This window comes from Pelagibacterium halotolerans B2 (genome assembly GCF_000230555.1).
Lineage (GTDB): Bacteria > Pseudomonadota > Alphaproteobacteria > Rhizobiales > Devosiaceae > Pelagibacterium > Pelagibacterium halotolerans.
The window spans coordinates 3,136,941-3,159,204 of sequence record NC_016078.1 but is presented as its reverse complement, the minus strand read 5'-3'; the positions used below and the strand labels follow the sequence as shown (position 1 = coordinate 3,159,204).

At 59.1% G+C, this 22,264-nt stretch carries 23 protein-coding genes and 1 tRNA gene; 7 read left to right on the top strand and 17 right to left on the bottom strand.

Features of this window, described 5'->3' with window-relative positions; genetic code table 11:
- Positions 1-55: 55 nt before the first annotated feature.
- The 17 genes from KKY_RS15470 to KKY_RS19745 all read right to left on the bottom strand — a co-directional run bounded on the left by KKY_RS15470 (position 56) and on the right by KKY_RS19745 (position 14,101).
- Positions 56-742: an aspartate/glutamate racemase family protein gene (locus tag KKY_RS15470; RefSeq protein WP_014132309.1), complete on the bottom strand. Its 687-nt coding sequence runs from the start codon at positions 740-742 to the stop codon at positions 56-58.
- Complete coding sequence (locus KKY_RS15465) at positions 739-1,272, bottom strand: RNA pyrophosphohydrolase (protein ID WP_014132308.1); 534 nt, start codon at positions 1,270-1,272, stop codon at positions 739-741. The genes KKY_RS15470 and KKY_RS15465 overlap by 4 nt, the downstream gene beginning before the upstream one ends.
- On the bottom strand, positions 1,269-2,414 hold the full coding sequence (locus KKY_RS15460; RefSeq protein ID WP_014132307.1) for a divergent polysaccharide deacetylase family protein: 1,146 nt from the start codon (positions 2,412-2,414) through the stop codon (positions 1,269-1,271). Before KKY_RS15460 ends, KKY_RS15465 begins: the two co-directional genes overlap by 4 nt.
- A 95-nt stretch (positions 2,415-2,509) precedes the next feature.
- Positions 2,510-3,871: a S41 family peptidase gene (locus KKY_RS15455; RefSeq protein WP_139305166.1), complete on the bottom strand. Its 1,362-nt coding sequence runs from the start codon at positions 3,869-3,871 to the stop codon at positions 2,510-2,512.
- Entirely contained in the window at positions 3,871-5,232 is a 1,362-nt protein-coding gene (locus KKY_RS15450) for a murein hydrolase activator EnvC family protein (protein WP_014132305.1), read from the bottom strand. Before KKY_RS15450 ends, KKY_RS15455 begins: the two co-directional genes overlap by 1 nt.
- Before the next feature lie 46 nt (positions 5,233-5,278).
- Positions 5,279-5,764, bottom strand: a complete 486-nt coding sequence (gene rlmH, locus KKY_RS15445) for a 23S rRNA (pseudouridine(1915)-N(3))-methyltransferase RlmH (RefSeq protein ID WP_014132304.1) — start codon at positions 5,762-5,764, stop codon at positions 5,279-5,281.
- An 18-nt stretch (positions 5,765-5,782) separates the two neighbouring features.
- Positions 5,783-6,175 (bottom strand): ribosome silencing factor, encoded by a 393-nt coding sequence (rsfS, locus tag KKY_RS15440; protein WP_014132303.1) that lies wholly within the window; start codon positions 6,173-6,175, stop codon positions 5,783-5,785.
- A gap of 202 nt (positions 6,176-6,377) precedes the next feature.
- A complete protein-coding gene (locus KKY_RS15435; RefSeq protein ID WP_014132302.1) occupies positions 6,378-7,013 on the bottom strand; it encodes a nicotinate-nucleotide adenylyltransferase in 636 nt (211 codons plus the stop codon).
- The gene (locus KKY_RS15430) at positions 7,010-8,293 is read right to left on the bottom strand and encodes a glutamate-5-semialdehyde dehydrogenase (RefSeq protein WP_014132301.1); all 1,284 of its coding nucleotides are present in this window, start codon (positions 8,291-8,293) and stop codon (positions 7,010-7,012) included. The genes KKY_RS15435 and KKY_RS15430 overlap by 4 nt, the downstream gene beginning before the upstream one ends.
- A 19-nt stretch (positions 8,294-8,312) precedes the next feature.
- A complete protein-coding gene (gene proB, locus KKY_RS15425) occupies positions 8,313-9,467 on the bottom strand; it encodes a glutamate 5-kinase (protein WP_014132300.1) in 1,155 nt (384 codons plus the stop codon).
- Positions 9,455-10,498 (bottom strand): GTPase ObgE, encoded by a 1,044-nt coding sequence (obgE, locus tag KKY_RS15420; RefSeq protein ID WP_014132299.1) that lies wholly within the window; start codon positions 10,496-10,498, stop codon positions 9,455-9,457. The genes proB and obgE overlap by 13 nt, the downstream gene beginning before the upstream one ends.
- Entirely contained in the window at positions 10,495-11,043 is a 549-nt protein-coding gene (locus KKY_RS15415) for a GNAT family N-acetyltransferase (protein WP_014132298.1), read from the bottom strand. The genes obgE and KKY_RS15415 overlap by 4 nt, the downstream gene beginning before the upstream one ends.
- A gap of 2 nt (positions 11,044-11,045) precedes the next feature.
- The gene (locus KKY_RS15410) at positions 11,046-11,591 is read right to left on the bottom strand and encodes a GNAT family N-acetyltransferase (protein WP_014132297.1); all 546 of its coding nucleotides are present in this window, start codon (positions 11,589-11,591) and stop codon (positions 11,046-11,048) included.
- A gap of 167 nt (positions 11,592-11,758) precedes the next feature.
- Complete coding sequence (rpmA, locus tag KKY_RS15405) at positions 11,759-12,025, bottom strand: 50S ribosomal protein L27 (protein ID WP_014132296.1); 267 nt, start codon at positions 12,023-12,025, stop codon at positions 11,759-11,761.
- A 33-nt stretch (positions 12,026-12,058) separates the two neighbouring features.
- The gene (locus KKY_RS15400; protein WP_014132295.1) at positions 12,059-12,730 is read right to left on the bottom strand and encodes a 50S ribosomal protein L21; all 672 of its coding nucleotides are present in this window, start codon (positions 12,728-12,730) and stop codon (positions 12,059-12,061) included.
- A gap of 232 nt (positions 12,731-12,962) precedes the next feature.
- Positions 12,963-13,655 carry an MBL fold metallo-hydrolase gene (locus KKY_RS15395; RefSeq protein ID WP_014132294.1) on the bottom strand — a complete coding sequence of 231 codons (693 nt, stop codon included), beginning with the start codon at positions 13,653-13,655 and terminating at the stop codon, positions 12,963-12,965.
- Positions 13,656-13,678: 23 nt separating this feature from the next.
- On the bottom strand, positions 13,679-14,101 hold the full coding sequence (locus tag KKY_RS19745) for a gamma-glutamylcyclotransferase family protein (RefSeq protein ID WP_014132293.1): 423 nt from the start codon (positions 14,099-14,101) through the stop codon (positions 13,679-13,681).
- A 121-nt stretch (positions 14,102-14,222) separates the two neighbouring features.
- On the opposite strand from KKY_RS19745, the gene KKY_RS15385 reads away from it, so the two are divergent.
- The 7 genes from KKY_RS15385 (at position 14,223) to KKY_RS15350 (ending at position 22,232) form a co-directional block, all read left to right on the top strand.
- Positions 14,223-14,312 (top strand) — tRNA-Ser (locus tag KKY_RS15385).
- Positions 14,313-15,438: 1,126 nt separating this feature from the next.
- Positions 15,439-16,455, top strand: a complete 1,017-nt coding sequence (locus KKY_RS15375; protein ID WP_041528827.1) for a glycosyltransferase — start codon at positions 15,439-15,441, stop codon at positions 16,453-16,455.
- The gene (locus KKY_RS15370; protein ID WP_014132292.1) at positions 16,452-17,666 is read left to right on the top strand and encodes an O-antigen ligase family protein; all 1,215 of its coding nucleotides are present in this window, start codon (positions 16,452-16,454) and stop codon (positions 17,664-17,666) included. Before KKY_RS15375 ends, KKY_RS15370 begins: the two co-directional genes overlap by 4 nt.
- 40 nt (positions 17,667-17,706) lie before the next feature.
- Complete coding sequence (locus KKY_RS15365) at positions 17,707-19,002, top strand: oligosaccharide flippase family protein (protein ID WP_014132291.1); 1,296 nt, start codon at positions 17,707-17,709, stop codon at positions 19,000-19,002.
- A gap of 112 nt (positions 19,003-19,114) precedes the next feature.
- Positions 19,115-19,696: a class I SAM-dependent methyltransferase gene (locus tag KKY_RS15360; protein ID WP_041528826.1), complete on the top strand. Its 582-nt coding sequence runs from the start codon at positions 19,115-19,117 to the stop codon at positions 19,694-19,696.
- Positions 19,697-20,479: 783 nt separating this feature from the next.
- Positions 20,480-21,253, top strand: coding sequence for a hypothetical protein (locus tag KKY_RS20390; RefSeq protein WP_139305165.1), 774 nt, complete (start codon positions 20,480-20,482; stop codon positions 21,251-21,253).
- Positions 21,222-22,232, top strand: a complete 1,011-nt coding sequence (locus tag KKY_RS15350) for a glycosyltransferase (protein ID WP_041528824.1) — start codon at positions 21,222-21,224, stop codon at positions 22,230-22,232. The genes KKY_RS20390 and KKY_RS15350 overlap by 32 nt, the downstream gene beginning before the upstream one ends.
- The last annotated feature ends 32 nt before the right edge of the window (positions 22,233-22,264 follow it).

Below are 22,264 nucleotides of genomic sequence, written 5' to 3'. Positions count from 1 at the left end.
CCTGAATTGAATCAGGGGCGCCTCGAGCGCCCCTTTTTCGTTGCGAAAGACGATGTCAGTCGAGAGCCAGCGCCACTGCGCGGGCGGCGTGCAGTGCTGTCGTGTCGTAAAGGGGAAGCGGGCTGTCCTCATCTGAAAGGAGCAGGCCGAGCTCGGTGCAGCCCAGAATGATCGCCTGTGCGCCGCGCCGGCTGAGCTTTTCGATGGCGTCCTGGTAAATGCCGCGAGAGGTATCGTTGATGATGCCGCGGCACAACTGGCTATAGATAATGCCGTCGAGATTGGTTCTGTCGACCTCTGGAACGATGGCATCGAGGCTGCGCTGGCGCAGCCTGTCGATGTAGAAGTCCATTTCCATGGTGAACCGTGTCCCCAGCAATCCGACCGTTTCGGCCCCGTCGTCAATCAGCGCATCGGCGGTGGGATCGGCGATATGGAGGAGGGGGATTTTCGTTGCGGCTTCGATGTCGGGCACGACGATATGCATGGTGTTGGTGGCCAGCATCAACATATCGGCGCCCGCGGTCTCGAGCCGTTGGGCGGAAACAGCGAGGCGCTCACCGGCCGCGGTCCAGTCTGCTTTGGCCTGCAGCGCTTCGATTTCAGCAAAATCGAGGGAATCGATCAGGATGGGTGCCGAATGCAGCCCGCCGCGCCGCCTTGCGGTTTCACGGTTGATGAGCGCGTAATACTGAGCTGTGGATTCCCAGCTCATGCCACCGATAATGCCTATGGTCTTCATGCGGTGCGGGTCCGGATCTGGCCGGGGACATGCGCGAAGGCGGCGTACACATCGAGATAGGCCGGCCGCTTGAAGGGCACCACGAGGTCGGCGACCTTGTCGAAATCTTCCCAGCGCCAGGCGTCAAATTCCGGATCGATGCCGGGATTGTCGTGCAGGAGCGTGATCTCGCTTTCTGCGCCCTCGAACAGGAAGGCAAACCATTGCTGGCGCTGGCCGCGATATTTACCCTTGAGCGCGACTCCGAGCACCTCGTCGGGGAGATCGTAATGAATCCAGTCGGGCGCCTGGGCAAGAAGGCGGATCGTGCGGATGCCCGTTTCCTCGTAGAGTTCCCGGTAGGCCGCGGCCAGTGGGTCTTCACCATCGTCGATCCCGCCCTGCGGCATCTGCCATGGCGCGTCGACCTCGGAGGTATCGGGGCCGGGCGTTAGAATGCGCCGGGCCAGGAAAACCTGGCCGCGATCGTTGAACAGAGCGATGCCGACACAATCGCGATAGGGCATGTCGGCGCGGTTCACCTTGCTCATCGTGCCGCCTCCACAGAGGAAAGGGCGCTCACAGGGACAAGAAGATATTGGTCCTCGTCGAGCGCATCGGCCCATTCGGTCAGCGTGCGGATCGATACCGGCAGGGCCGACAGGATGCCAATGGCATTGCCGCGCTGGTCGGCCGTCGCCTTGAGGGCGTCGAGCGCGGCGAGAATGGAGGTCTGGGACGGATTGGTGTCAAGAAAGCTGTCGACACGGGCGTAGGGTACGGCATTCTGGCGGGCCAGTTGCGGGGCGACCGAGCGGTTGGAGCTGCCATCATCGAGATAGGCCAGACCCCGCAAGCCGAGTTCTTCCATCATGGGCGAGAAATCGACGGCGGAGGCCGTAAAGCGGGCGCCCATATGGTTGAGGACGCCGGTGTATCCGGTCATTCTCGTGAGCAGCCAATAGAACTTTTCGAGGTTGTCGCGGGTCGGCTGCTCGACGAGAAGCGTGTGGGGTCCGGGATCGTTCTGGGGATAATCGAAGGGTTCGAGCGGGACTTCGAGCATGATTTCATGTCCGTCGGCCCGTGCCATGTCGGCGAGCGTGTCGAGATTGCTGCCATAGGGCGCAAAAGCCAGGGTCACCGTGCCGGGAAGGGCGCTGATGGCCTCGCGGGTCGTCGGCTCACTCAGTCCCAGCCCGGAAACGACAACTGCGATAAGCTTGCGTCCGCCGGCGGCCTGGGGGGAAATCGAGGGACGCGCATAGGCCTCATAGGGCTTGAGGCCCGAACTGCTCACCCGTGGCAGCGGGCCGTCATCGGTCATTTCAAACAGGTCCTGATCGGCATCGCCGGCGGGGGTTGCCGCCGTGTCTTCGGCCAAGGGGGCGTCTTCGCCGAGCGTGATGATCGATGGGCCGTCCGCAGTGGCGGGCCTGACGGGCTCGGGTGAGGATGCGACCTCCTGGGCGACCGGGTTGGGCTCCGGTTCGAGGCTGACGGGGGCTTCGGCGACGGGGCGACCACCCATCGGATCGTCGACCAGGACGATCCATGCACCGATACCCAGACCGGCCAACATCACAATGGCCGCGCAGATACGGCCCCAGGCAATGGCCGACCATCTGCCCGGATGGGTGCCTTGCTTCTTGCGGCGCTTCCGCCCGAGTGGCGCGCTCAACTCATCGGTCATAATGCGGCTGGTCCCCAGGCTCGCGATGAGAGTTCACCGTTCGGGCCGGTCCGCGAATCGGCCCAGCCCGGCGTTCGACCGAGCTATAGCACAGGCTACGGGCTTTCGGTCACTTCGGCGTTTTCAGCGTCCTGTTGCGCGATGACGGCATCGGGATTTGGCGGGAAGGCCGGGTCCTCGGCCTCGCCCAGGATCAGGTCGATCGCGAATTGGAGCTGGTTGTCCTCGGCCCGGTCGGCAGGAACGTAAACCGAGGACCCTATGCTTGCTTCTTCCTCGGTTTCGCCCGAAATATGGCCGGCAAGGCCCGCTTCGCCGATCAGGAGATCGCGGCCCTGAAATTCTTCGGGAACGTCCTGGAGGACTTCGATATCGGGGGTGATGCCCAGCGCCTGGATCGAGCGGTTGTTCGGCGTGTAATAGCGGGCCGTGGTGAGCCGCATTGCGCCGTCGAAACCGAGCGGAATGATCGATTGCACGGAGCCCTTCCCGAACGAGCGGGTTCCGACAAGCGTCGCACGCCCCTGATCCTGCAATGCGCCCGCCACGATTTCGGCAGCCGATGCCGAGCCGCCGTTGATGAGCACGATGACCGGCACATCGGTCAGCATGGCATCGATTTCGTCTGGGCTGGCGTCGTAGCGCGAATTCTGGTTGGGGATACGTCCGCGGGTGAGAACCACCGACCCCTGGGAGAGGAAGGCGTCGGCGACGAACTGGGCCTGATCGACGAGCCCGCCGGGATTGTTGCGCAGGTCGAGAATGATGCCCTGGGGCGCTTCGCCATCGTTTTCCTCGAATATTTCCTGGATGGCGTCAGAGAGCCCGCTATAGGCCTGGCCGGAAAACCGCGACAGACGGATCAGCGGCACCTCGCGTTCCATGTTCCAGCGGACCGCCGCAACCGAGATGATGTCGCGGGTAAGCGTCAGTTCGATAAGCTGCTCGGCGCCTTCGCGCGAAATGACGATTTCGACGTCGGTCCCCACTTCGCCACGCATCAATTCCACGGCATCGTCGAGCGTCATGCCCATGACCTGCTGGCCATCGATTTCGACAACATAGTCGTTGGCAAGAATGCCGGCGCGCGAGGCGGGGCTGTCATCATAGGGGGTCACGACCTTGACCAGGCCCTCTTCCATCGTGACTTCGATGCCCAGCCCACCGAAGGTGCCCGAAGTATCCTCGCGCACATCGGCAAAGCTTTCGGGGGACAGATAGGCCGAATGAGGGTCGAGCGAAGTCAGCATGCCCTGGATGGCGGCGCGGATCAGCTCGGTCTCGTCGGGTGCCTCGATATATTCGTCCCGGATGCGGTCGAGCACCAGGCCGAACAATTCGAGCTGACGATAGAGCTCTTCCTGTTCGAGTTGGGTCTGATCCTGGGCAGAAACCGGCCCCATGCTCGCGGCGATCGCCAGCATAACGATCAGAACCCGCTTGAATACCAACGCCATCAGCTCGTTCCACTTTCCTGTTGTGGGGACTGGGCCGTCCACCATCCTTGAGGGTCTATGGGAATGCCACCCTCCCTGAGTTCAATATACAGCGCCGGGCCCGAAGCTCCAGCGCCCGCTTCAAGGTTGGGCGCATTGCCCATGGTTCCTATGGGCGCGCCCATCTGGACAAAGGCGCCGGGCTCCACGGTGACCGAATCAAGTCCCGCCAGGACGACCAGATAATCCTGGCCGGCATTGAGAATGACGATTTGGCCGTAATTGAGGAACGGGCCGGAATGAACCACCCAGCCATCGGCCGGCGCCGACACGGTTGCACCGCTCGCTGTGGCGATCGTCATGCCCTTCGATTGCCCGCCATAGCCGTCGGCCGCGCCGTAGGTGGTGAGCGTCTGGCCCGCGACGGGGGCATTGAGGTAACCCCTTGCGGCCTCCAGGGGAACCGCCGGCTCGGTGCGGGCGGAATCGGCAAAGGCCAGCCGCAGGGTTTCGGCGTCGAGCGTGGGTACGCTCTGGCCGGAATTGGCCGCCCGCGTCGCTTCATCGGCCGCCGTCATGGCGGTAATGCGGCTCTCCAGCCCGGCGATCAATTGTTCGAGAGATGTCGCGCGGTCGGCCAGGGCCTGGGCTTCGGCCTCCTCGCGCAGCAGATCGTCGCTCAACCATTCGCGTCCCTGATTGCGCGCTTCGATGATGGTCGCTATGCGCAGGCGCTCCTCATTGAGCGTGGTGAGATTGGCGTTGAGCCGTTCGGCTTCGGCGAGCGCGGTCTGTTTGAGCGCGATCAACTCGTTGAGGCTCTCGGTGACGGTTTCGGCCCGTTCCTGCAACTGGGGCAATACCGCGCCGAGCAGCATGGCGGCACGGGCCGACCCCAGAGCGTCGGAAGGATCGACAATGATCGCCGGAGGAGGCTGGGCCGAAATACGCTGCAGGGAAGCAAGAAGATTGGAGATCGAGCTGTCATGTCCGTCGAGGCGGGCGCGGATCGACTGTTCGGACGCAAAAAGCGCCTCGAGCCGTTCTTCGATCAGCCTTATGTCTTCGTCGGCCAGATCGACCCGCTGTCCTGCGGCCATGAGTTCGGCGCCCAACTGGGTCGCGTCGCCCTCGAGTGCTTCGATTTCAGCGCGGATCGCGTCGATGCGCTCGTCGCTGAGGTCGATTTCGCCACGCAGGTTTTCCAGGTCCTCCTGGGCCGACCGGGTGGTCTGTTCAAGTTCCTGGGCGGGAATATCCTCGAGCGCGGGAATATCGCCGTCCTGAGCCAGTGACGATGCCGCACCAAATCCGATGCCCGCGACGGCGGCCAGCAGAATGGGCAAAGAGGGTTTAAGGAAAGGTCCCACTGGCAGGCTCAAACCGGCAAACTCCGAATCAGCCCGGACCATAGCAGAGACAGCGTCATCAATCGCCCCGGTGGTAGGGATGGCCGGACAAAATTGTCGTTGCGCGATAGAGCTGCTCGGCGGCCATGATGCGCACGAGCTGGTGCGGCCAGGTCATCGCGGAAAAGGACAAGACGAGATCGGCCGATTGGCGGAACTCCGGCGCCAGACCGTCCGCACCGCCGATCACGAGCACAAGCGCCGGTCTGCCCGCATCGCGCCAATCGGCAACGCGCGCCGCGAAGGCGGGGCTGGCAACGGACTTTCCGCGTTCATCGAGGGCGACGACCACGCTTTTTTCGGGGATTGCCGACCGGATGGCGCGGGCCTCCTCGGCCTTGCGCGCGTCTGCGCTCGAAGCGCGGGATTCACTCAGTTCGATAACGGAGAAATCGGCAAGCCCGAGTGGCTTGCCGCTGGCGGCGGCCCGGTCGAGATAACGCGCCACAAGTTCCCGTTCGGGTCCGGCTTTCATTCGCCCGACCGCGACGATCAAAACACGCATGCGAACCGTTAGGCTCTGCTAGTGCGTATCGGTCCCGAAATCCGCAGCCCACATCTTTTCGATGTTGTAGAACTCGCGAACCTCAGGGCGGAAAATGTGTACGATCACATCGGACGCATCGACCAGAACCCAGTCGGCGGACGGCAGTCCTTCGATCCGGGGCTTGTCGTGTCCATGTTCCTTGAGCGTCTGGACCAACTGGTCGGCAACGGCTGCAACATGACGGTTGGAACGTCCCGACGTCACGACCATATGATCGGCCAGCGAGGACTTTCCGGTGATGTCGATGGAGATCGTTTCTTCGGCCTTTGCATCGTCGAGCGATGCGAGGATCAGGTCGAGAACGGGGACCTGGGGAGCGGCCTTGGTTGCGGCATCGCCCGATACCGACTTGCTGGGCGTGGGAGCCATCAAGCGTGGTCCTCCACCCTTTGGGGCATGTTTTGGGTCATCAAGCCTTTTCGGTTTCCTTGTGTAAGCTTGTCGATAAACGCATGCAGCGCGTCGTGCGTTGCACGGGACCAATATGCGTGCGCCACGGCGCTTTGCCAAGGGCACACACCTGTCCTTATCGATCATGGATTAATGTCGTTAATGAGACGGTAACCAAATGTCAGGGCTGCTGATCCTTTGGTGAGCCGTTGCGCAACTGGGTCGATGACAATGTGCTCATCAGGCCATGGAGGAACACCCAGGCGGGCGGCTGGGCCGTCGCAAGAAGCGGGGCATCGCTTTCATCAAGGCGCGATTGGGCAAACCGCAAGGCCGCTTTCGAGAAGGGTGCGCGGCGGGTGGAACCAGGCCTGACATAAACCGCGATGGGAACGAGGGTAAAAATATCCTCCCAGCGCTCCCAGCGATCAAAGCTCGAAAGAGAGTCCGCCCCCATGATCCAGACGAAGCGCCGGTCGGGCAGGGCGCGCGTCAGGTATTCGAGGGTCTGGTATGTGTAGGTGAAGCCATGCGCGGCCTCGAAACCGGTGACGCGGATCGCCGGGTGATCGACAAGCGCCCGCGCCGCCTTCACGCGAGCTTCAAGGGGCGCGAGGTCGGCGTGGTCCTTGAGCGGATTGCCCGGTGTCACCAGCCACCAGACGGCGTCGAGGCCGAGCCGCTTGAGGCTTTCTCGCGACACGAGGCCGTGGCCCTCGTGGGGCGGGTTGAAACTGCCGCCAAACAGCCCGATGCGCATGCCGGGCGCCGAAGGGGGCAGATCGGTGATGCCGGGAACAATGAGACGATCGGTCAAGGACGGGTCTGCCCGGTGCCGCGAACGAGGTATTTAAAGCTCGTCAATTGTTCGACCCCCACCGGGCCACGCGCGTGCATCTTGCCGGTGGCGATGCCGATCTCGCCGCCAAACCCGAATTCTCCGCCATCGGCGAACTGGGTCGAGGCATTGTGCATCAGGATCGCCGAATCGATTTCGTTGAAGAACTTTTCGACAGCTTGCCCATCCTCGGCAATAATCGCCTCGGTGTGGTGCGACGAATAGTGCTCGATATGGGCGATGGCCTCGTCCAGATCGGAAACGACTTTCACCGAGATGATCGCGTCTTCATATTCGGTGCGCCAGTCGTCTTCGGTGGCCGGCCGCGCCGCGGCCATCAGGTCGCGCACCGCAGCGTCACCGCGGATTTCGCAGCCCTTTTCGATCAGCGCATCGATTACGGGTTTGAGGTGGGTTTCAACGACATCCTTGTGGATCAACAAGGTCTCGGCGGCCCCGCAAATCCCGGTGCGGCGCATCTTGGCGTTGGCGATAACGCTGACGGCAATACCCAGATCGGCGCTTTTGTCGACATAGACGTGAACCAGGCCCTCGAGATGGGCAAAGACCGGCACGCGCGCTTCGGACTGGACGCGGCTCACCAGCCCCTTGCCGCCGCGCGGCACGATGACGTCGATTGCGCCATTAAGGCCCTTGAGCATTTCGCCCACGGCGGCCCTGTCGGTGGTCGGTACGATCTGGATTGCGTCTTCCGGCAGGCCGGCGGATTTGAGGCCCTCGACAAGGCAGGCATGGATGGCGCGCGATGAATGAAAACTGTCCGATCCCCCGCGCAGGATCACGGCATTGCCGGCCTTGAGGCACAGCGCCCCGGCGTCGGCGGTTACATTGGGACGGGATTCGAAAATCACGCCGATCACACCCAGCGGAGTGCGCACGCGGGAGATGTCGAGCCCGTTGGGGCGCTGCCAGTTGGCGATCACCGTCCCGACCGGATCGGGCAGTTCGGCCACCGTTTCGAGCGCCGAGATGATGCCATCGAGGCGGGCATCGTCGAGCAGCAGGCGGTCGAGAAACGCAGCGCTCATGCCACCGGACTTGGCCGCTTCGAGATCGGTTGCGTTGGCCGTCAGGATCTTGGCGCGGTTGGCGTCGATCGCCTTGGCGGCGGCGTGCAGCGCGGCTGTCTTTTTCTCGCTCGATGTGTGGGCGAGGATGGATGCGGCCTTGCGCGCCCGGCGTCCGAGGTCGTCCATGGTGGCCACAAGCGTATCGGTTTGCGGTATGGCTGCGCTCAAGATTGCCTCCCGGTTTTCGTTATTGGCTCAAAAGCACGAGATTGTCTCTGTGCACAAGTTCGGTGCGTGTCGAGGGGCCGAGCATATCCTTGATCGTCTCGCTTTTCTTACCGATCACCAGGTCCGCCGCGTCGCGATCGAGCCCGACGAGCCCGCGCGCGATCTCGCGGTCGGCCAGGTCGCGCACCGCAACCACGTCACCGCGCACAAAATCGCCGCGCAGTTTGACGACGCCGATGGGCAGCAGCGAACGGCCCGATTTGAGCGCCCGCACCGCGCCATCATCGATGGTGATCTGTCCGGTCACCTCGAGCGTTCCCATGATCCAGCGCTTGCGGGCGGCGGTGGCGTTGGTCGCCGGGGCAAAAAGCGTGTGCCGGCCACCCTGAGTGAGACCACGCAGCGGGTTCAAACCGGTGCCCTGTGCGATGATCATTGCGGTCCCGGCACTGGCGGCGATCTTGCCCGCGCCGAGCTTGGTGGTCATGCCGCCGCGGGAGAGATGGCTTGCGGCGCCGCCGGCCATGGCCTCGATCTCGGGGGTGATCTCGGCAACGTGGGGGATATGGCGCGCATCGGGATTTTGCGCCGGGGGTGCTGTATAGAGGCCGTCGATATCGGAGAGCAGGACGAGCATATCCGCTTCGATCATCGTGGCGACGCGGGCCGAAAGCCGGTCATTGTCGCCATAGCGAATCTCGAAGGTCGCCACCGAGTCGTTTTCATTGATAATCGGAACCGCGCCCAGTCCCAAAAGCGTGTTGACCGTGGTGCGGGCATTGAGAAAATAGCGCCGCTCCTCGGTGATATTGGGGGTCAGAAGAATCTGACCGGTGGTGATGACGTGCTGGCCCAAATGGCTGGCCCAGGCCTGAGAGAGGGCAATCTGTCCCGCGCTCGCCGCCGCCTGGCTCTGATCGAGCGGCAGGGTCTTGCCGGGCAGGCCCAGAATGCGACGGCCTAACGCGATGGCACCCGAGGACACGATCACCATGTCGCGCCCTTCGGCCTTGAGCGCGGCAATGTCACTGGCCAGAGCCGCGAGCCATTCGGTGCGCAGCTTGCCCGATTTGTCATCGACAAGCAGGGCCGAGCCGATCTTTATGACCAGCCGCCTGTGTCCGGCCAAAGGATTTTGCGCTTCGTCCCCCTGGGGCAGCATCAGGGCACCCATTTGTCCTTGAGTTCGGTTCGCGACGAGCGCGCCTCGTTCTCCTTGTTGTGGTCGAGCACGGCAAGCACTGCATAAAGCACGGCTTCCACGTTCTTTCCGGTCGCGCCCGAAATGGCCAGCACATCGCTGCCCGATGCCGCTTTCAGGGCGTTCAGGCGTTCGGCGAGCGTATCCTCGTCCAAAGCGTCGATCTTGTTGAGGCAGAGGATTTCCTCCTTGCCGACAAGTCCGCCGCCATAGGCTTCAAGTTCGTTGCGGATGGTTTTATAGGCGCCGACCACGTCCTCCTGGGTGCCGTCCACAAGATGGATCAGCACGCCACACCGTTCCACATGGCCCAGGAACCGATCGCCCAATCCGGCGCCTTCGGAGGCACCCTCGATCAGGCCGGGAATGTCGGCGAGCACGAATTCGCGCGCCCCGGCGCGAACCACGCCGAGCCCGGGGTGAAGGGTGGTGAACGGGTAATCGGCGATCTTTGGCTTTGCGGCCGTAACGGCGGACAGAAACGTGGACTTTCCGGCATTGGGAAGCCCTACCAGTCCCGCGTCGGCGATCAGCTTGAGCCGCAGCCATATCCAGCGCTCCTCGCCGGGCAGGCCGGGATTGGCGCGGCGCGGGGCCTGGTTTGTGGAGGTCTTGAAGTGCGCGTTGCCAAAGCCGCCATTGCCGCCTTCGAGCAGGGTCATGCGCTGCCCGACATCGGTGAAATCGGCAATCAGGGTTTCCCCGTCCTCTTCGAAAATCTGCGTGCCGACCGGCACCTTGAGGACGATATCGGCGCCATCGGCCCCGGTGCGGTCCTGGCCCATGCCGTGATTGCCGGTGCCGGCCTTGAAATGCTGCTGATAGCGATAGTCGATGAGCGTATTGAGCCCGTCGACGCACTCGACGATCACATCGCCGCCGCGTCCGCCATTGCCGCCATTGGGGCCGCCGAACTCGACGAATTTCTCGCGCCTGAAGGCGATCGAGCCGGCGCCGCCATTGCCCGAGCGGATATAGACCTTGGCCTGATCGAGAAATTTCATAGCGTTTCAAGCGCCTTTTCGAAGGCGTCCCGTGTCAGTTCGGTTTCGATATGGTCGATGTCGGTGTTCTGGGCAAGGCAGATTCGCTTGCCGATGCCGGTCTGGACAAAGCCCAGCTTGTTCTGGATGGCAAGAGACGCCCTGTTGAAATGGAAGACCCCCGAGACCATGCGGTTGGCACCGGTGGTGGCAAAATACCAACCTATCACGGCTGCCGTCGCTTCGGTCATATAGCCCTTGCCCCAATAGGGCTCGCCCAGCCAATAGCCGATCTCGGCGTCGCTGCCCTCCTTGTGCATGCCGCAAAATCCCATGAGCCCATGGCGGGGATCACAGATGGCAAAGGTGATCGAATCCGGGGACCATTCCTTTTTCTGGCGCATCAGCCAGTCGACCGCCATGTTGATGGTATAGGGGTAGGGCACGCGGGCGAGGTTCTTTGTCACCTCGAAATTGTTGAGGAGCGATGCAATACGTGGCGCGTCCCGCAGCCGGGGGCGGCGCAGGATCAGGCGTTGCGTGCGAATTTCGGGTTGCTGGGCCATGGTTAGGCGGGTCCGACGCGAAGGGGCAGCTCATAGGTCGCCACCGGAACGTCCTTGTGGGAGCCGCAACCGGAGACCGCTTCGCCGACAATTCTGAAATCGAGTTTTTCGAGGATGGCGCGCGAGGCGGCATTTTCGCTTCGTGCCTTGGCCCGCAGCATGGCGCAATGGCCGGTGGCGCGGGCGGCCTCGATCAGCGCGCCGACGGCTTCGGTCCCATAGCCCCGACCCCAATAGGGCTCGCCGAGCCAGTATCCGATTTCGGGATCGGCGTCGGGGTAGAGATGCAGACCCACCATGCCGATCAGCGCATCACCCGGCAGCACAATGGCATAGGCATGCTCGGTTTCGCTCCGGGCGAAGCTTTCGACAAATGCCTGGGCATCCTTTTGATCATAAGGATAGGGCAAGGTGGTCATTGCGTGGATCTTGGCGTTGTTGGCGAGCGCGGCGATGGCCGGGATATCGGCGCGACCGGGTGCGCGCAGAACAAGGCGTTCGGCCCTGATCCGATCCGGCATCGCATCCCTGAGCGTCTGGGTGTCCATCACTTTGTCCCGGCAACGAAAAAGGGGAGCCATCGACCGGCTCCCCTGATCCATATTCGATCTGGCCACCGGGGAGAAGGTCTCCGGCAGCGTGGTCATCGGTTGGTCGCGCTTTCAAACCGCAAAACCGGCTTCCACTTTTGCTGGAAGCGTTCCAAGCTGCCGAGTTATTCAGCAGCCTTGAGTGGCTCGACCGAAACAAAGCTCTTGCCGCCCGACTTGGTGGCGAAGGTCACCTTGCCGTCGACGAGGGCAAAAATCGTGTGGTCCTTGCCCAGGCCCACATTGGTGCCCGGATGCCACTTGGTGCCGCGCTGGCGCACGATGATGTTGCCGGCGATTACCGCTTCGCCGCCGAACTTCTTGACGCCGAGGCGGCGGCCGGCTGTATCGCGACCGTTGCGGGACGAGCCGCCTGCTTTCTTATGTGCCATGGTTCAAAATCCTCGAATTTGTCTGTGTCGCGATTACTGGTCGGCCTTGGCGCGCGGGGGCTTGCCGGCGATCAGTTCCTTGGCCTGGTCGACCCATTCGTCGCGCTCGATACGGCCCTTGAAGTCGAGCTCTTCGTCGAACTTGGCGACGTCAGCCTTGGTCCACTTGGCGATCTGGGTCAGGCTGGTGATGCCCGCCGCGGCGAGCTTTTTTTCCAGCGCGGGGCCAACGCCGCCAATGAGCTTGACGTCATCCTTGAAGTCGGCCGCGGGCGCTGCTTCGGCCTTCGCAGGCTTGGCTTCTGCCTTTGCGGGCTTGTCTTCGGTCTTGGCAGCCTCGGTCTTTGCAGCCTTTTTGGGCGCGGCGGCCTTCTTGCCCGAGGGCTTGGCGCCGCCGGTCAGAATTTCGGTGATGCGGACCAGCGTCAGTTCCTGGCGGTGACCGTTCTTGCGGCGGTAACCCTGGCGGCGCTTCTTTTTGAAGACGATGACCTTTTTGTCGCGGAACTGTTCGACCACTTCACCGGCAACCAGCGCACCATCGACCAGCGGGGCGCCAAGGGTGACATCGGCACCGGCGCCAACCATCAGAACGTTTTCGAAGGTGATCGCATCACCGGCTTCACCGGCGAGCTTTTCGACTCGGACCAGATCATTGGCAGCAACCTTGTACTGCTTGCCACCGGTCTTGATGACTGCAAACATATCTTTCGACCGGATCTACACCCGGTTCCCTTGGTTTTCGCACCTTACGGCGCCGCGGATAATGCCCGTTTCCGCGGTCTTTGTGCTGGCCGGAACAGTGTTCCGGCGGGCGGCCTGTGGCAGCGTATTTGAACAAAACAAATGGCGCACGGGCAGGGCCCATGCGCATTGCGTGCCGCTTATCAGTGCAAATGGCCCCGGAGTCAAGGCCCGGCCTGCGTTTGTGCGGTCCTCAATACCAGTCGCGCTCGACGATTTCGGTCTTTGAGCCCTCAGCCAGCAGGGCGGTCAGATCGGAGGGCTCGTTGCCCGGCTTGTCGAAGGGAAAACGGTAGTGAAAGGGATAGACGTAGCGCGGCGCGGTTTTGGCGATGCAGGTCACCACCTGGTCGGGGGTCATTGTATAGGGCAGGTTCATGGGAAAGAACGCGATATCGATCCTGCCCAGATCGTCCATTTCCGGGGTCGGTTCGGTGTCGGACGCAAGATAGACGGTCGTGCCGGCGAAATCGAAGAGGTAACCGTTCCCGACGCCCTTTTCGTGGTATTTCTGACGGTCGGGGGTGGTGTTGTACATCGCCACGGCGCGGATGGGGATGTCGTGCCATCGGGTCAGCTCGCCATTGGCCATCTGTGTCGTGCGGGCGATGAGGTTTTCGGGCAACTGATCGTAAACGATTTTCGGGGCGATGATTTCGGTGTCGTCGCCCAGGACGGCGTTTAGCGTCTCGAGATCGAGGTGATCGCCGTGATGGTGGGTAAGAATGACCAGGGTGGGTGCGGGAAAGCCGGCAAAGCGGGCCGTATCGCCGACCGGGTCGCAATAGATTGTCTCGCCGGCCCACTCCATGACAAAGGTTGCGTGGTGGATCGGTGTGATGGCGAGCGGCCCCTTGGCGGTCTCGTATGTGTCGCGCTGCGTCATTGCTGTCTCCCTTTTTCGTACATTTATTGAAAGTTTTCCGCCCTGTAACGCGCGATTGTCGCCGGCTTGTGAAGGCGGGTCCAGGTTTCGAACGACCATAGCGGTGCGTTTGGGCCGATTTCCCCTGTCGGAAAATAGGTCTGCGCCATGAGGGTTCCATCCTCGGTGGTGACCGCGATCGGGCCGAGCCGGTATTCATCGCCTTCAAATTCGTCGAGGCGGGCGATGTCGGTCCCATCCAGCCCGGAGATCAGGGTCCCGCAGGCTTTGCTCCCGCCGCCGACCAGCGCCGGGTAGAGTCTTTGAGGATAATATACGGTGCGCCATCCGTCGGCCCGGGCGTCACGCAGATGGGCGGCAGGCACGGCGCGGCCGAGCACGCCCTCGAGGATTTCCCGGTCGCGCAACGTGCCGTATGCGAAAAGAGAAACATCGACCCGGTTCATGGTCCGTTGATTATCAGGGTTGGCGACATTTCCAAACAAGGTGTTGCGGGCCAATCAACCCTATGTCATATAGCGCCCACCCAACGACCCGAGCGGCGAACCTTTGCCGCGACACCAAGACGGAGAGGTGCCGGAGTGGTCGAACGGGGCGGTCTCGAAAACCGTTGAGCGCGCAAGCGTTCCGAGGGTTCGAATCCCTCCCTCTCCGCCAGATCGCAATTCATTGAAATTGCAGGGAAAACAGAAGCATAAGTGGGTTTCCGTCACAGCACAACGCTACAGAGTCGGGAGTGTTTGTGCCGTGCATGGATCCGTTTCATCTTTGCGCAGGGCCTGGAACGAAAAACCGCCATTGCGCGCCGCTGGAATCGCGGCCGACGACGGGACACCCTCGTCGGGCTGCTCCGTTCCGGCGTTCCAACTTCCAGCGTCGGCGGCCCGGTTTTTTGGCGTCCTATGGCCGACTTTCCCTCCGCCGTTGACAGTGCGACAACCCGGGCAATATTTAGACGTTCAAATGAGCCAAAGTTTGGGATTCCCCTTCAGGCATGGATGAGCTGCAGTTTGACTGGTTGGTGCCGATAGGCGACGCTGAAGCTCTGCCAGTGGTCAGGCAATGTTTGGAATCGGTCCTTGCCACCATGGGACCATCTGACACCTGTGTCGTGGTCTGTGGGCCGGAGTCGTGGAAGCAACTTGACGTTCACGACAGTCGTTTCGTTCGGCTTGATCCGCCTCAAACCAGGAGTGCGGCGGCCTGGCGGAACGCAGCGCTCCCGCGTTTGGCCTCCGCATACACGATTTTCCAGGATGCGGACGATATCGCCCTGCCTCATCGAAGAGAACTTATTGTTAAAGGCCTGCAACACGGCCTGCCGGATGTGTTGATCTTTGGCTACGAGGTCATTGACGAGCTTGGACGCTATAAGGGTACCCGAGTTCCCAAAGGTGGACGAAACCGATTCTGGTTTCGGACAAACGCGTTTCTTCCAACGGCAGTCGTAAGAACGTCATTGCTGCGTCACCATCAATTCCGTGAGGATCTTGTGCTTGGGGAAGACACTGTACTGTTCGGGGAACTTCTAAGAGCTGGTGCGCGCTTCGCCTGGCACAGGGATGTAGCCATTAAGTACCGCATTTCCAGGCGAAAGTCGTCGAAGAAGAGAGGGGCCGCTGCGATTAAGAGCGAGATAAGATTTAGGTATCATCTGCTCAATAGCGCGAGGGGAATCGAGAGGATATTAGTGTGCTTGGGGGCTGTGGCGGCGATAGCAGCAAAGACTCTGCCGGCTCCGATATTCACGAAATTGTACAGCACAGCGCATTCGGACTCCTAGATGGCGTCGATCCTGTTCATACATCCGGCTTGGCAGGTCGGCGGAGTAGAGCGCACGAATATCCAATGGGCAAAAGCATTGTTGTTGGACGGTCACTCCATCACTTTTGCTACTACGCACGGCATCGAAAAACCCGCCGACGTTCCACAAGAAATCTCATGGGTAAGTGTTGGGCGCGATAGTTTTGCGCTGTTCAGGAAGATGATCTCGTTCTCCTGGAATTTTGACATCACTTTCGTTTGCCAGTCCTACCTCCTGCCGCGGCTGATAGCTGGGCAAATGCTCAACCTTCGATTTGCAAAGAATGTCATTCTCGCAGAGAGAAATGCGTTCGAACAATACAATGGTTATGGGCTAAAAGGGGCCGTTCGATCGCTAATAGCCGCAGCCCAGATCCGCTCAATGCGGCATGTTGTGGTCAATTCAGAGTATATTCGAAATCAATATCCTTTTTCAGGCAAGCGAGATGTAAAGGTCGTTCAAAACCCCAGGTTCGACAACGAGCACGACGTATTACCTGATATTGGAGATCGGCTATACGAGCCCGAGCGAGTCGTGTTTATCGGACGATGGGATGAGCAAAAGGATACAGAATTCCTTCTGAAATTTGACGGCCTGTGTCGCAAAAGCGGATGGGACTTTCTTGCGTTTTGCGGACGGACTGATCTGCCGTTCCAGCGCAACTTCCTACAGGACCCCCTCCAATACATGGCGTCTGAAAAGATCGCCTTGCTGTTTTGTTCCAAGTTTGAGGGGTACCCAAACATGCTGGTGGAGGCACGAGCAGCGGGAATACCAATTCTTGCAGCGCATTGCCCCGGTGGTAGTAGGGAAATATTGGCAGGATATGACAATACTGTGGAGTTTTCAAAGCAAAATGATGCAAGTGTTGTTGAGGCTCTCTGCAAGTTGCGAAAAACATTCAGAGTTCGTCCAGACAGGGACTTTGTCGCCAAACATTGCGTTCAGAACTCCGAAATCCGAGGGTATGTTAGTTCATACTTGAGATCTTTATGACATATACGCAGAAGGTTACTGCAGCTCTCGCGGGCCTCTGCCTGTTGAGCGGATTTATGTCAGGCGTTTCTCATTTCGATTTAGGTTGGATAAAGCTCTCCATAGTAAATATATGTGCCATTTTGATTTTGGCAATTTCTGTACTGGACCTATTCAAGCGCCCGCATGACGGTAAGCTTGTCGCGGTTGCGGTGATAGCTTGCTTTTTTATTGTTTCGTCTCTTCTCGCAGAGGATATATTTGACGTAGTTTCATATAATATTATTGCATTTTCTAATATGATGGTCATCGTGACTTTCTTTGGCAATGCGCCTTCGGCAAGTAACGTTCTAAGGAAAATTGGGCAAGTCGGCCTGCTTTTTGGCGCTGCCTTGGTTTTTAGCTATTTTATACAGGTTAGTCTGTTGGGGGATCGGCTGATCCAAGACCCTTTGTATTGGAATCAGGGAGGGTACCTCTTTAGAATCACTCACGGCAGCATATTTGCATTTCAGGGTTTGTCCCAAAATCCAAACGTCGTGTTAATGCCTTTTATCGCGAGTTTTGTTCTGGCATACGGGTTCAGCCTGAAGGGGCGGGGCGCGATCTTGTCCCTTCTTTTAATCTTGGCTGTTGCGCTCCTGAGCAGCAGTCGAGGAAATTGGGCAATTGCGGGAACGTTCTTGGTGGGCGTTACGATTTCAAGGCCCGGCGTTCTGTTGGTGTTGCTGAGCTTGGCTGGTGTATCGGGATTGGCGCTGGTTGCGACTGCTCCCGCGCTGTTGGCTGGTCAGATTTGGAGCATTGGGCGAAAGCTTGGGTCGAGCCTGGATCCTCGGGTGGAGAAATGGCGCGAGACTTTCGAACTTTACCTTGCGAATCCCTGGATGGGGACGGGAGGCGGTGGCGTGCGGAGCGCGCTGGGAGAGGGCGCAGAAAACGGATACTTGGAGTGGCTGGCGCAATATGGCTTCATTGGTATCACGGTTGCCCTGTCCATATTGGCAATTGCGGTATGTGTTCATGCTAAAAGACTCGGCTGGCGCGCCTCGGTGCCGATGATTTTCTTGCTTGTGATCGCGGGCCTGTCTAACGCTTTTAACAGTGCTTTTGTGCATCCAGCGACAATGCTTCTTATCGGTCTGGCATTGACTTCCCTGCCATTGGGCCAGCGCTCGTTACATGCTGGCAGCGTGTCGGCCCGCAATATGGCCTTAGTCGCTCGCACATAGCCGTACTTTTCAACCCCGTCACTTTCCCAAAGAGGAATACGTGCACATTTCCGGCGGCGGGCTTAGGCTCCTCCTTAAAAATAGTATGCTCAGCCTGGCGCTAAAAGCGTTCAGTACGATAATGGCACTTGCGGTCAACGTGATACTTGCCCGCCAATTGGGGCCCGCCGACTACGGCATCTACGCTCTCGCATTGTCCGTAGCTCTATTGCTCGGTTTTCCCGCGCATGTTGGAATTCCCAAGTTGCTCGTGCGGGAGGTCGCTCTGTACCATGCGCGAGCGCAGTGGAATTATCTTAGGGGCATCATACGACGAGCGCGGCAAGCCGTTGTGCTGCTCTCCCTGGTGGTCTGTGCCGCGGCAGGCACGACACTGTTACTGTTGGATATTCCTGGAGGCGAGGCCTATCTGTTGGCGTTGGTTCTAGTGCCAGTATTTGCCTTGCTCAGGCTGAGTGAAGCCATAGCGCGCGGACTCCATCGTCCGATCAGCGCCCAAGTTCCAGAGATGTTGGTTCGATCGCCTGTAAACCTGATGCTTGTAGGAGTTGTCGGTGTTGTCGGCCAGCTTAGCGCCGTCGGGGCTGTAGCGGCATATGCTGTTGCTACCACTGCTGCTGCCTGGATGGCCGGGGTTCTTGCCAAGAGTGCGGTTCGCCAGGAAACTGTGGTCGCCACGCCGAGCTTTGAGACTCGCGAATGGGCCAAGGCCGTCGTTCCCTTTGCGCTGCTCGGCGGGATCACCCTAATTAACACACGCATCGACCTATTGATGCTGGGTTTGCTCGCGGACACGCAGGAGGCGGGCCTGTATAGGGTCGCGCTTCAACTGTCGACCCTCGTAGCGTTTGCCCTGTCGGCTGTAAGTGCTTTGCTGGCCCCCCAGATTTCCCGCTTGTATCACACGGGGCAGCGAACAGAATTGCAGCGAATGTTAACGTGGGGCGCTCGGATCGTGGCCGCGGTGGGCGTCCCAACCGTTCTGGGCATGTTTTTCTTTGGCGAAACAATACTCACTATGTTGTTCGGTCGCGAGTATCTCGGGTCGCATTCTGCGCTTGTTATATTATGTGCCGGGCAGTTGGTTAATGCGCTGACCGGATCAATTGGTCTCTTGATCAATATGACGGGTCACGAGAGGGTGGCAGTGCGGACTCTAACAGTAACGGCCGCGGCCAACATCGTCTTGAATATGCTGCTCATCCCAACCATGGGCGGGGCGGGTGCTGCAGTTGCGACAGCAGTTTCGCTGGCAAGCTTTAACGCATATTTGAGCTATCACGCTTGGCGCTTCATGCGACTGGACGCCACGGTCATCGGTGCCGGTCCGCGTTGAATGCGCTGCTGCAGCAGCGCACCGTGCGCCTCGCCGGGCGGAAGTGGCTTGCAAAGTCGCACGGATTTTTCTAGCTGTCTCTCTATCTTGGGCCGACATAGAGGCAATTATCGTGAACTTCCGCATAGAGACTTGCCTTTCACAGGTAGCCAAGCTTCCTGGCATTCAATCTGTTTTGGACGTTGGGTGCAGGGATGCTGCCTTGGCGAGCGGGCTGTCCCCTGAGGTCCTTTATGAAGGAGCGGACCTGTTCCAGAATAGCACTAATACGGTTAAGTATGTCGGTGACTTCCTGCAAATGCAGTTTGACCGGGACTATGACCTGGTGACGGCACTTGACGTAATAGAGCATGTAGATCAAGCGGGCGAATTTGTCGATAAGCTGGTACGTTTGTCAAAAAAGTATACGATTATTACGTTGCCTAACACTTATTCAATCGTGCAGTTGCGAAGCTATTTTTCCAATGGAAATTTCGGTCTCAAGTATAAATTCGATCCGTATGGGTTAGTTGACAGGCACAGATGGTTGCCGGATGTGCCTGGAATATTAAAATTCTATGCCGATGTTGCTGAGCGAAACGGAGTCTCAGTTAAAAACATACAGCAGATCAAGTTTTCCGGACCGCGATCGGCAGTTGTGCCCAGTTGGAGGTATATGAACGTTAGAGCAGTGATGGCTGTGTTTGAGCGGTGATATGTACGTTGCGATCCTCTCTCTTGATCACGCCAGGTCGACCATAGCAGACCTGAAGATCGCGGGCGCGGTTGGTGGTATCTCGCTCGGCGAGGTTAGACGTACTCTCTTCCCAAAGGGCGGGGAAATGCTTGCACTGGACGGAGCTCTGTGCACCTGTGGCAATACGATGGCGCATTGCGAATTTTGGGGCCAATTTTCAAATTGTCCCGTGGAAAAGAGATTGTCCCTATTGCTTAACAGCAGTCGGGGAACCTGCCTCGTAGACTCCAGCAAAGATATCGGGCACCTGAAAAATTTGCGGAGGGTGGTGTCAAAAGAGGCGATCCTGACTCGCGTGGTTCCCGTGGTTGTGATTAGGCGGTTTTCGGAGTGGCGGGGCGCTGTCTTACGCTCTCGCGATAGAGAGGGTCGTCGAAAGTTCGGCAGAATTTTCGACGACCCGCAGTTCATATTCTCATCCGTCCGACTGTATCTTCGAGGCCTGTTTGTGGCACAATTTCTCGAGTGGGTGGTGACCAACGTCAGGCTAATCATTGCATCGGGGGGGCAAGGCTTTCTGGTGATGAGCAATGGAGACCTGGAGGCCGCAGCGCGCTCGATCAATGCAGAAGTTGGCACTGGGGTCGAAGCCAGCGCTCACAAAATCCACATTCTTAGAGGGAATCGAGTGAGAGCAAATCCCTCGGCGCCGCTTCAGGAGTTCTCGTTGCCTGCTGTATGGAGATCGCTTTTTGGCACTCTTTTCCGGTTCGCTGGGAAAGGGACGCGTGAAGTTCGCCTATGAAATTGGTTTTGGGATTTTCACGCGGCGGAACACACCTGCTTTGGACGTTACTCGCCAGTCATCCCGAATTGCTCTGTCCCCAAATCGAGCTTAATGACTATGTTGGTCGGGGACGGCATGGCTTGATAAACAAGCTCCTATTGGAGTTCGGGTCGATAGCTCGAATACCCGCTCTAAGTCGCGCGTCGAAAAACCTTTCAGCCCTGCCTACGGCCGGCAACGTGGTCCACAAGGGCGTAAGCAGTTGGGCCCGGTCTAACCTGTTTCGTATACTTCGGCGCCACGATGTCACCAAGTATGTACCTGGTCTTTTGCCTTCTCTGTCCGGTGCGATAGTTATTCTTGTTAAGTCCCCGGAACAGCAGATTGCCAGTTGGATGCGGCGGGGATGCTCCATTGCTGAAGGAGAGCGGGCCTATTTGGAGCATGTCGCTCATTGGGGTCGAATCAGTCGTATCCATCCTGTGGCATTTTTACGTTACGATGATTTTGCGGGTGACCCCGCCGGCGTGTGCGAGGCAATCTGGAGATTGTGGCGCGTGTCGCCTGTCGAATTTCCGGCGACCTTCGTGTTCGCGCCCAAGGCTTCGCAATTCAGTCAAACTTGGCCAGAAGCCGGTTCTGCCGAACGGACATGGGTCCGGGCGGAGACCAGTGCGATAGTTGAATCCTTAAGGCGTTCAGTCGCAGTACCGGCCCGGGAGCATCCGCGCCTCGCCGCCAATGTGTGGGAACAATATGAAAATATTGATTTTCTTTCCCTGCCCTAAGCGCGGGGGAATAGAACGGAATTTCGCCATATGGCGTCTATGGCTGGAAGGCCATGAGGTGATTGTCTATTCCGTGCCTGATTGTTTTGCCAAGGGCGTATTGCGCGGTTACGCGAGACTTCTGTTTGGCTACCTGGGCTTGCTAATTCGCAACCGGCCCGATGCGGTCATATCGTTCCAGTTTGGCAGCATTGCTTTGATAGCTAAAATGTTCTCAATACCGACGTTTGTTCGGCTTAGTAACGACCCCAGTGGAGCAGACATAGAAACTTCGCTGGTCAGAAAAATCAGTGAAAGGATCAAGCGCCTTTCGTATCGGTTTGCCGACGCCATCTTTGTCAACAGCCAGGAGTTGGCTTCAAGAATCAGTGGGTGGAACAGCAACACCCACCTGATTAGGAATTCGCTTCCCAAGGCCGCACATACGGGGGTCGTTAGAGAGAAAGATGGCTTAGATCGTGATCTGAAGCTATTATTTGTAGGTCGGATTTCCCAACAAAAAAACCTGGCCGCACTGGTTGAGGCATTTCACGGATACGTCCTTCTCGCCCCCAATTCGACCTTGACTATTATTGGCGATGGCGAGTTGCGAGAGGATGTAAAACTTTTGGCTGAAGCGGGCCCCGGGCGCGACCAGATTAAATTTTTGGGTTGGCAAGATGAGATAGCATACCGAAACTTCGATGTTTTTGTTCTTCCCTCGTTGTACGAGGGGTCTCCCAATGCTCTATTGGAGGCTGCGAATGCTGGCCTTTATCCGGTCATCACGCCGTTTTCGAGTGGCGGACGGGAAGTGCTGGATATGCTCGGGTATGGCACCTTGGCGCGAGGGTTCACGTCTTCAGATATCGCCGATGCTCTAGCCGAGATTGGTCTGCCGTCAGCGGATGTCCTGAATAGCGGTATGCGCCGCCTCGCTCGGGAGCATGACTGGGAGCGCAACAAGGCTCGACTTTTGCAATGTCTGCAGATCGCGTGAAGCGTACAGTCCTCATATGGAGCCCGTTTAGA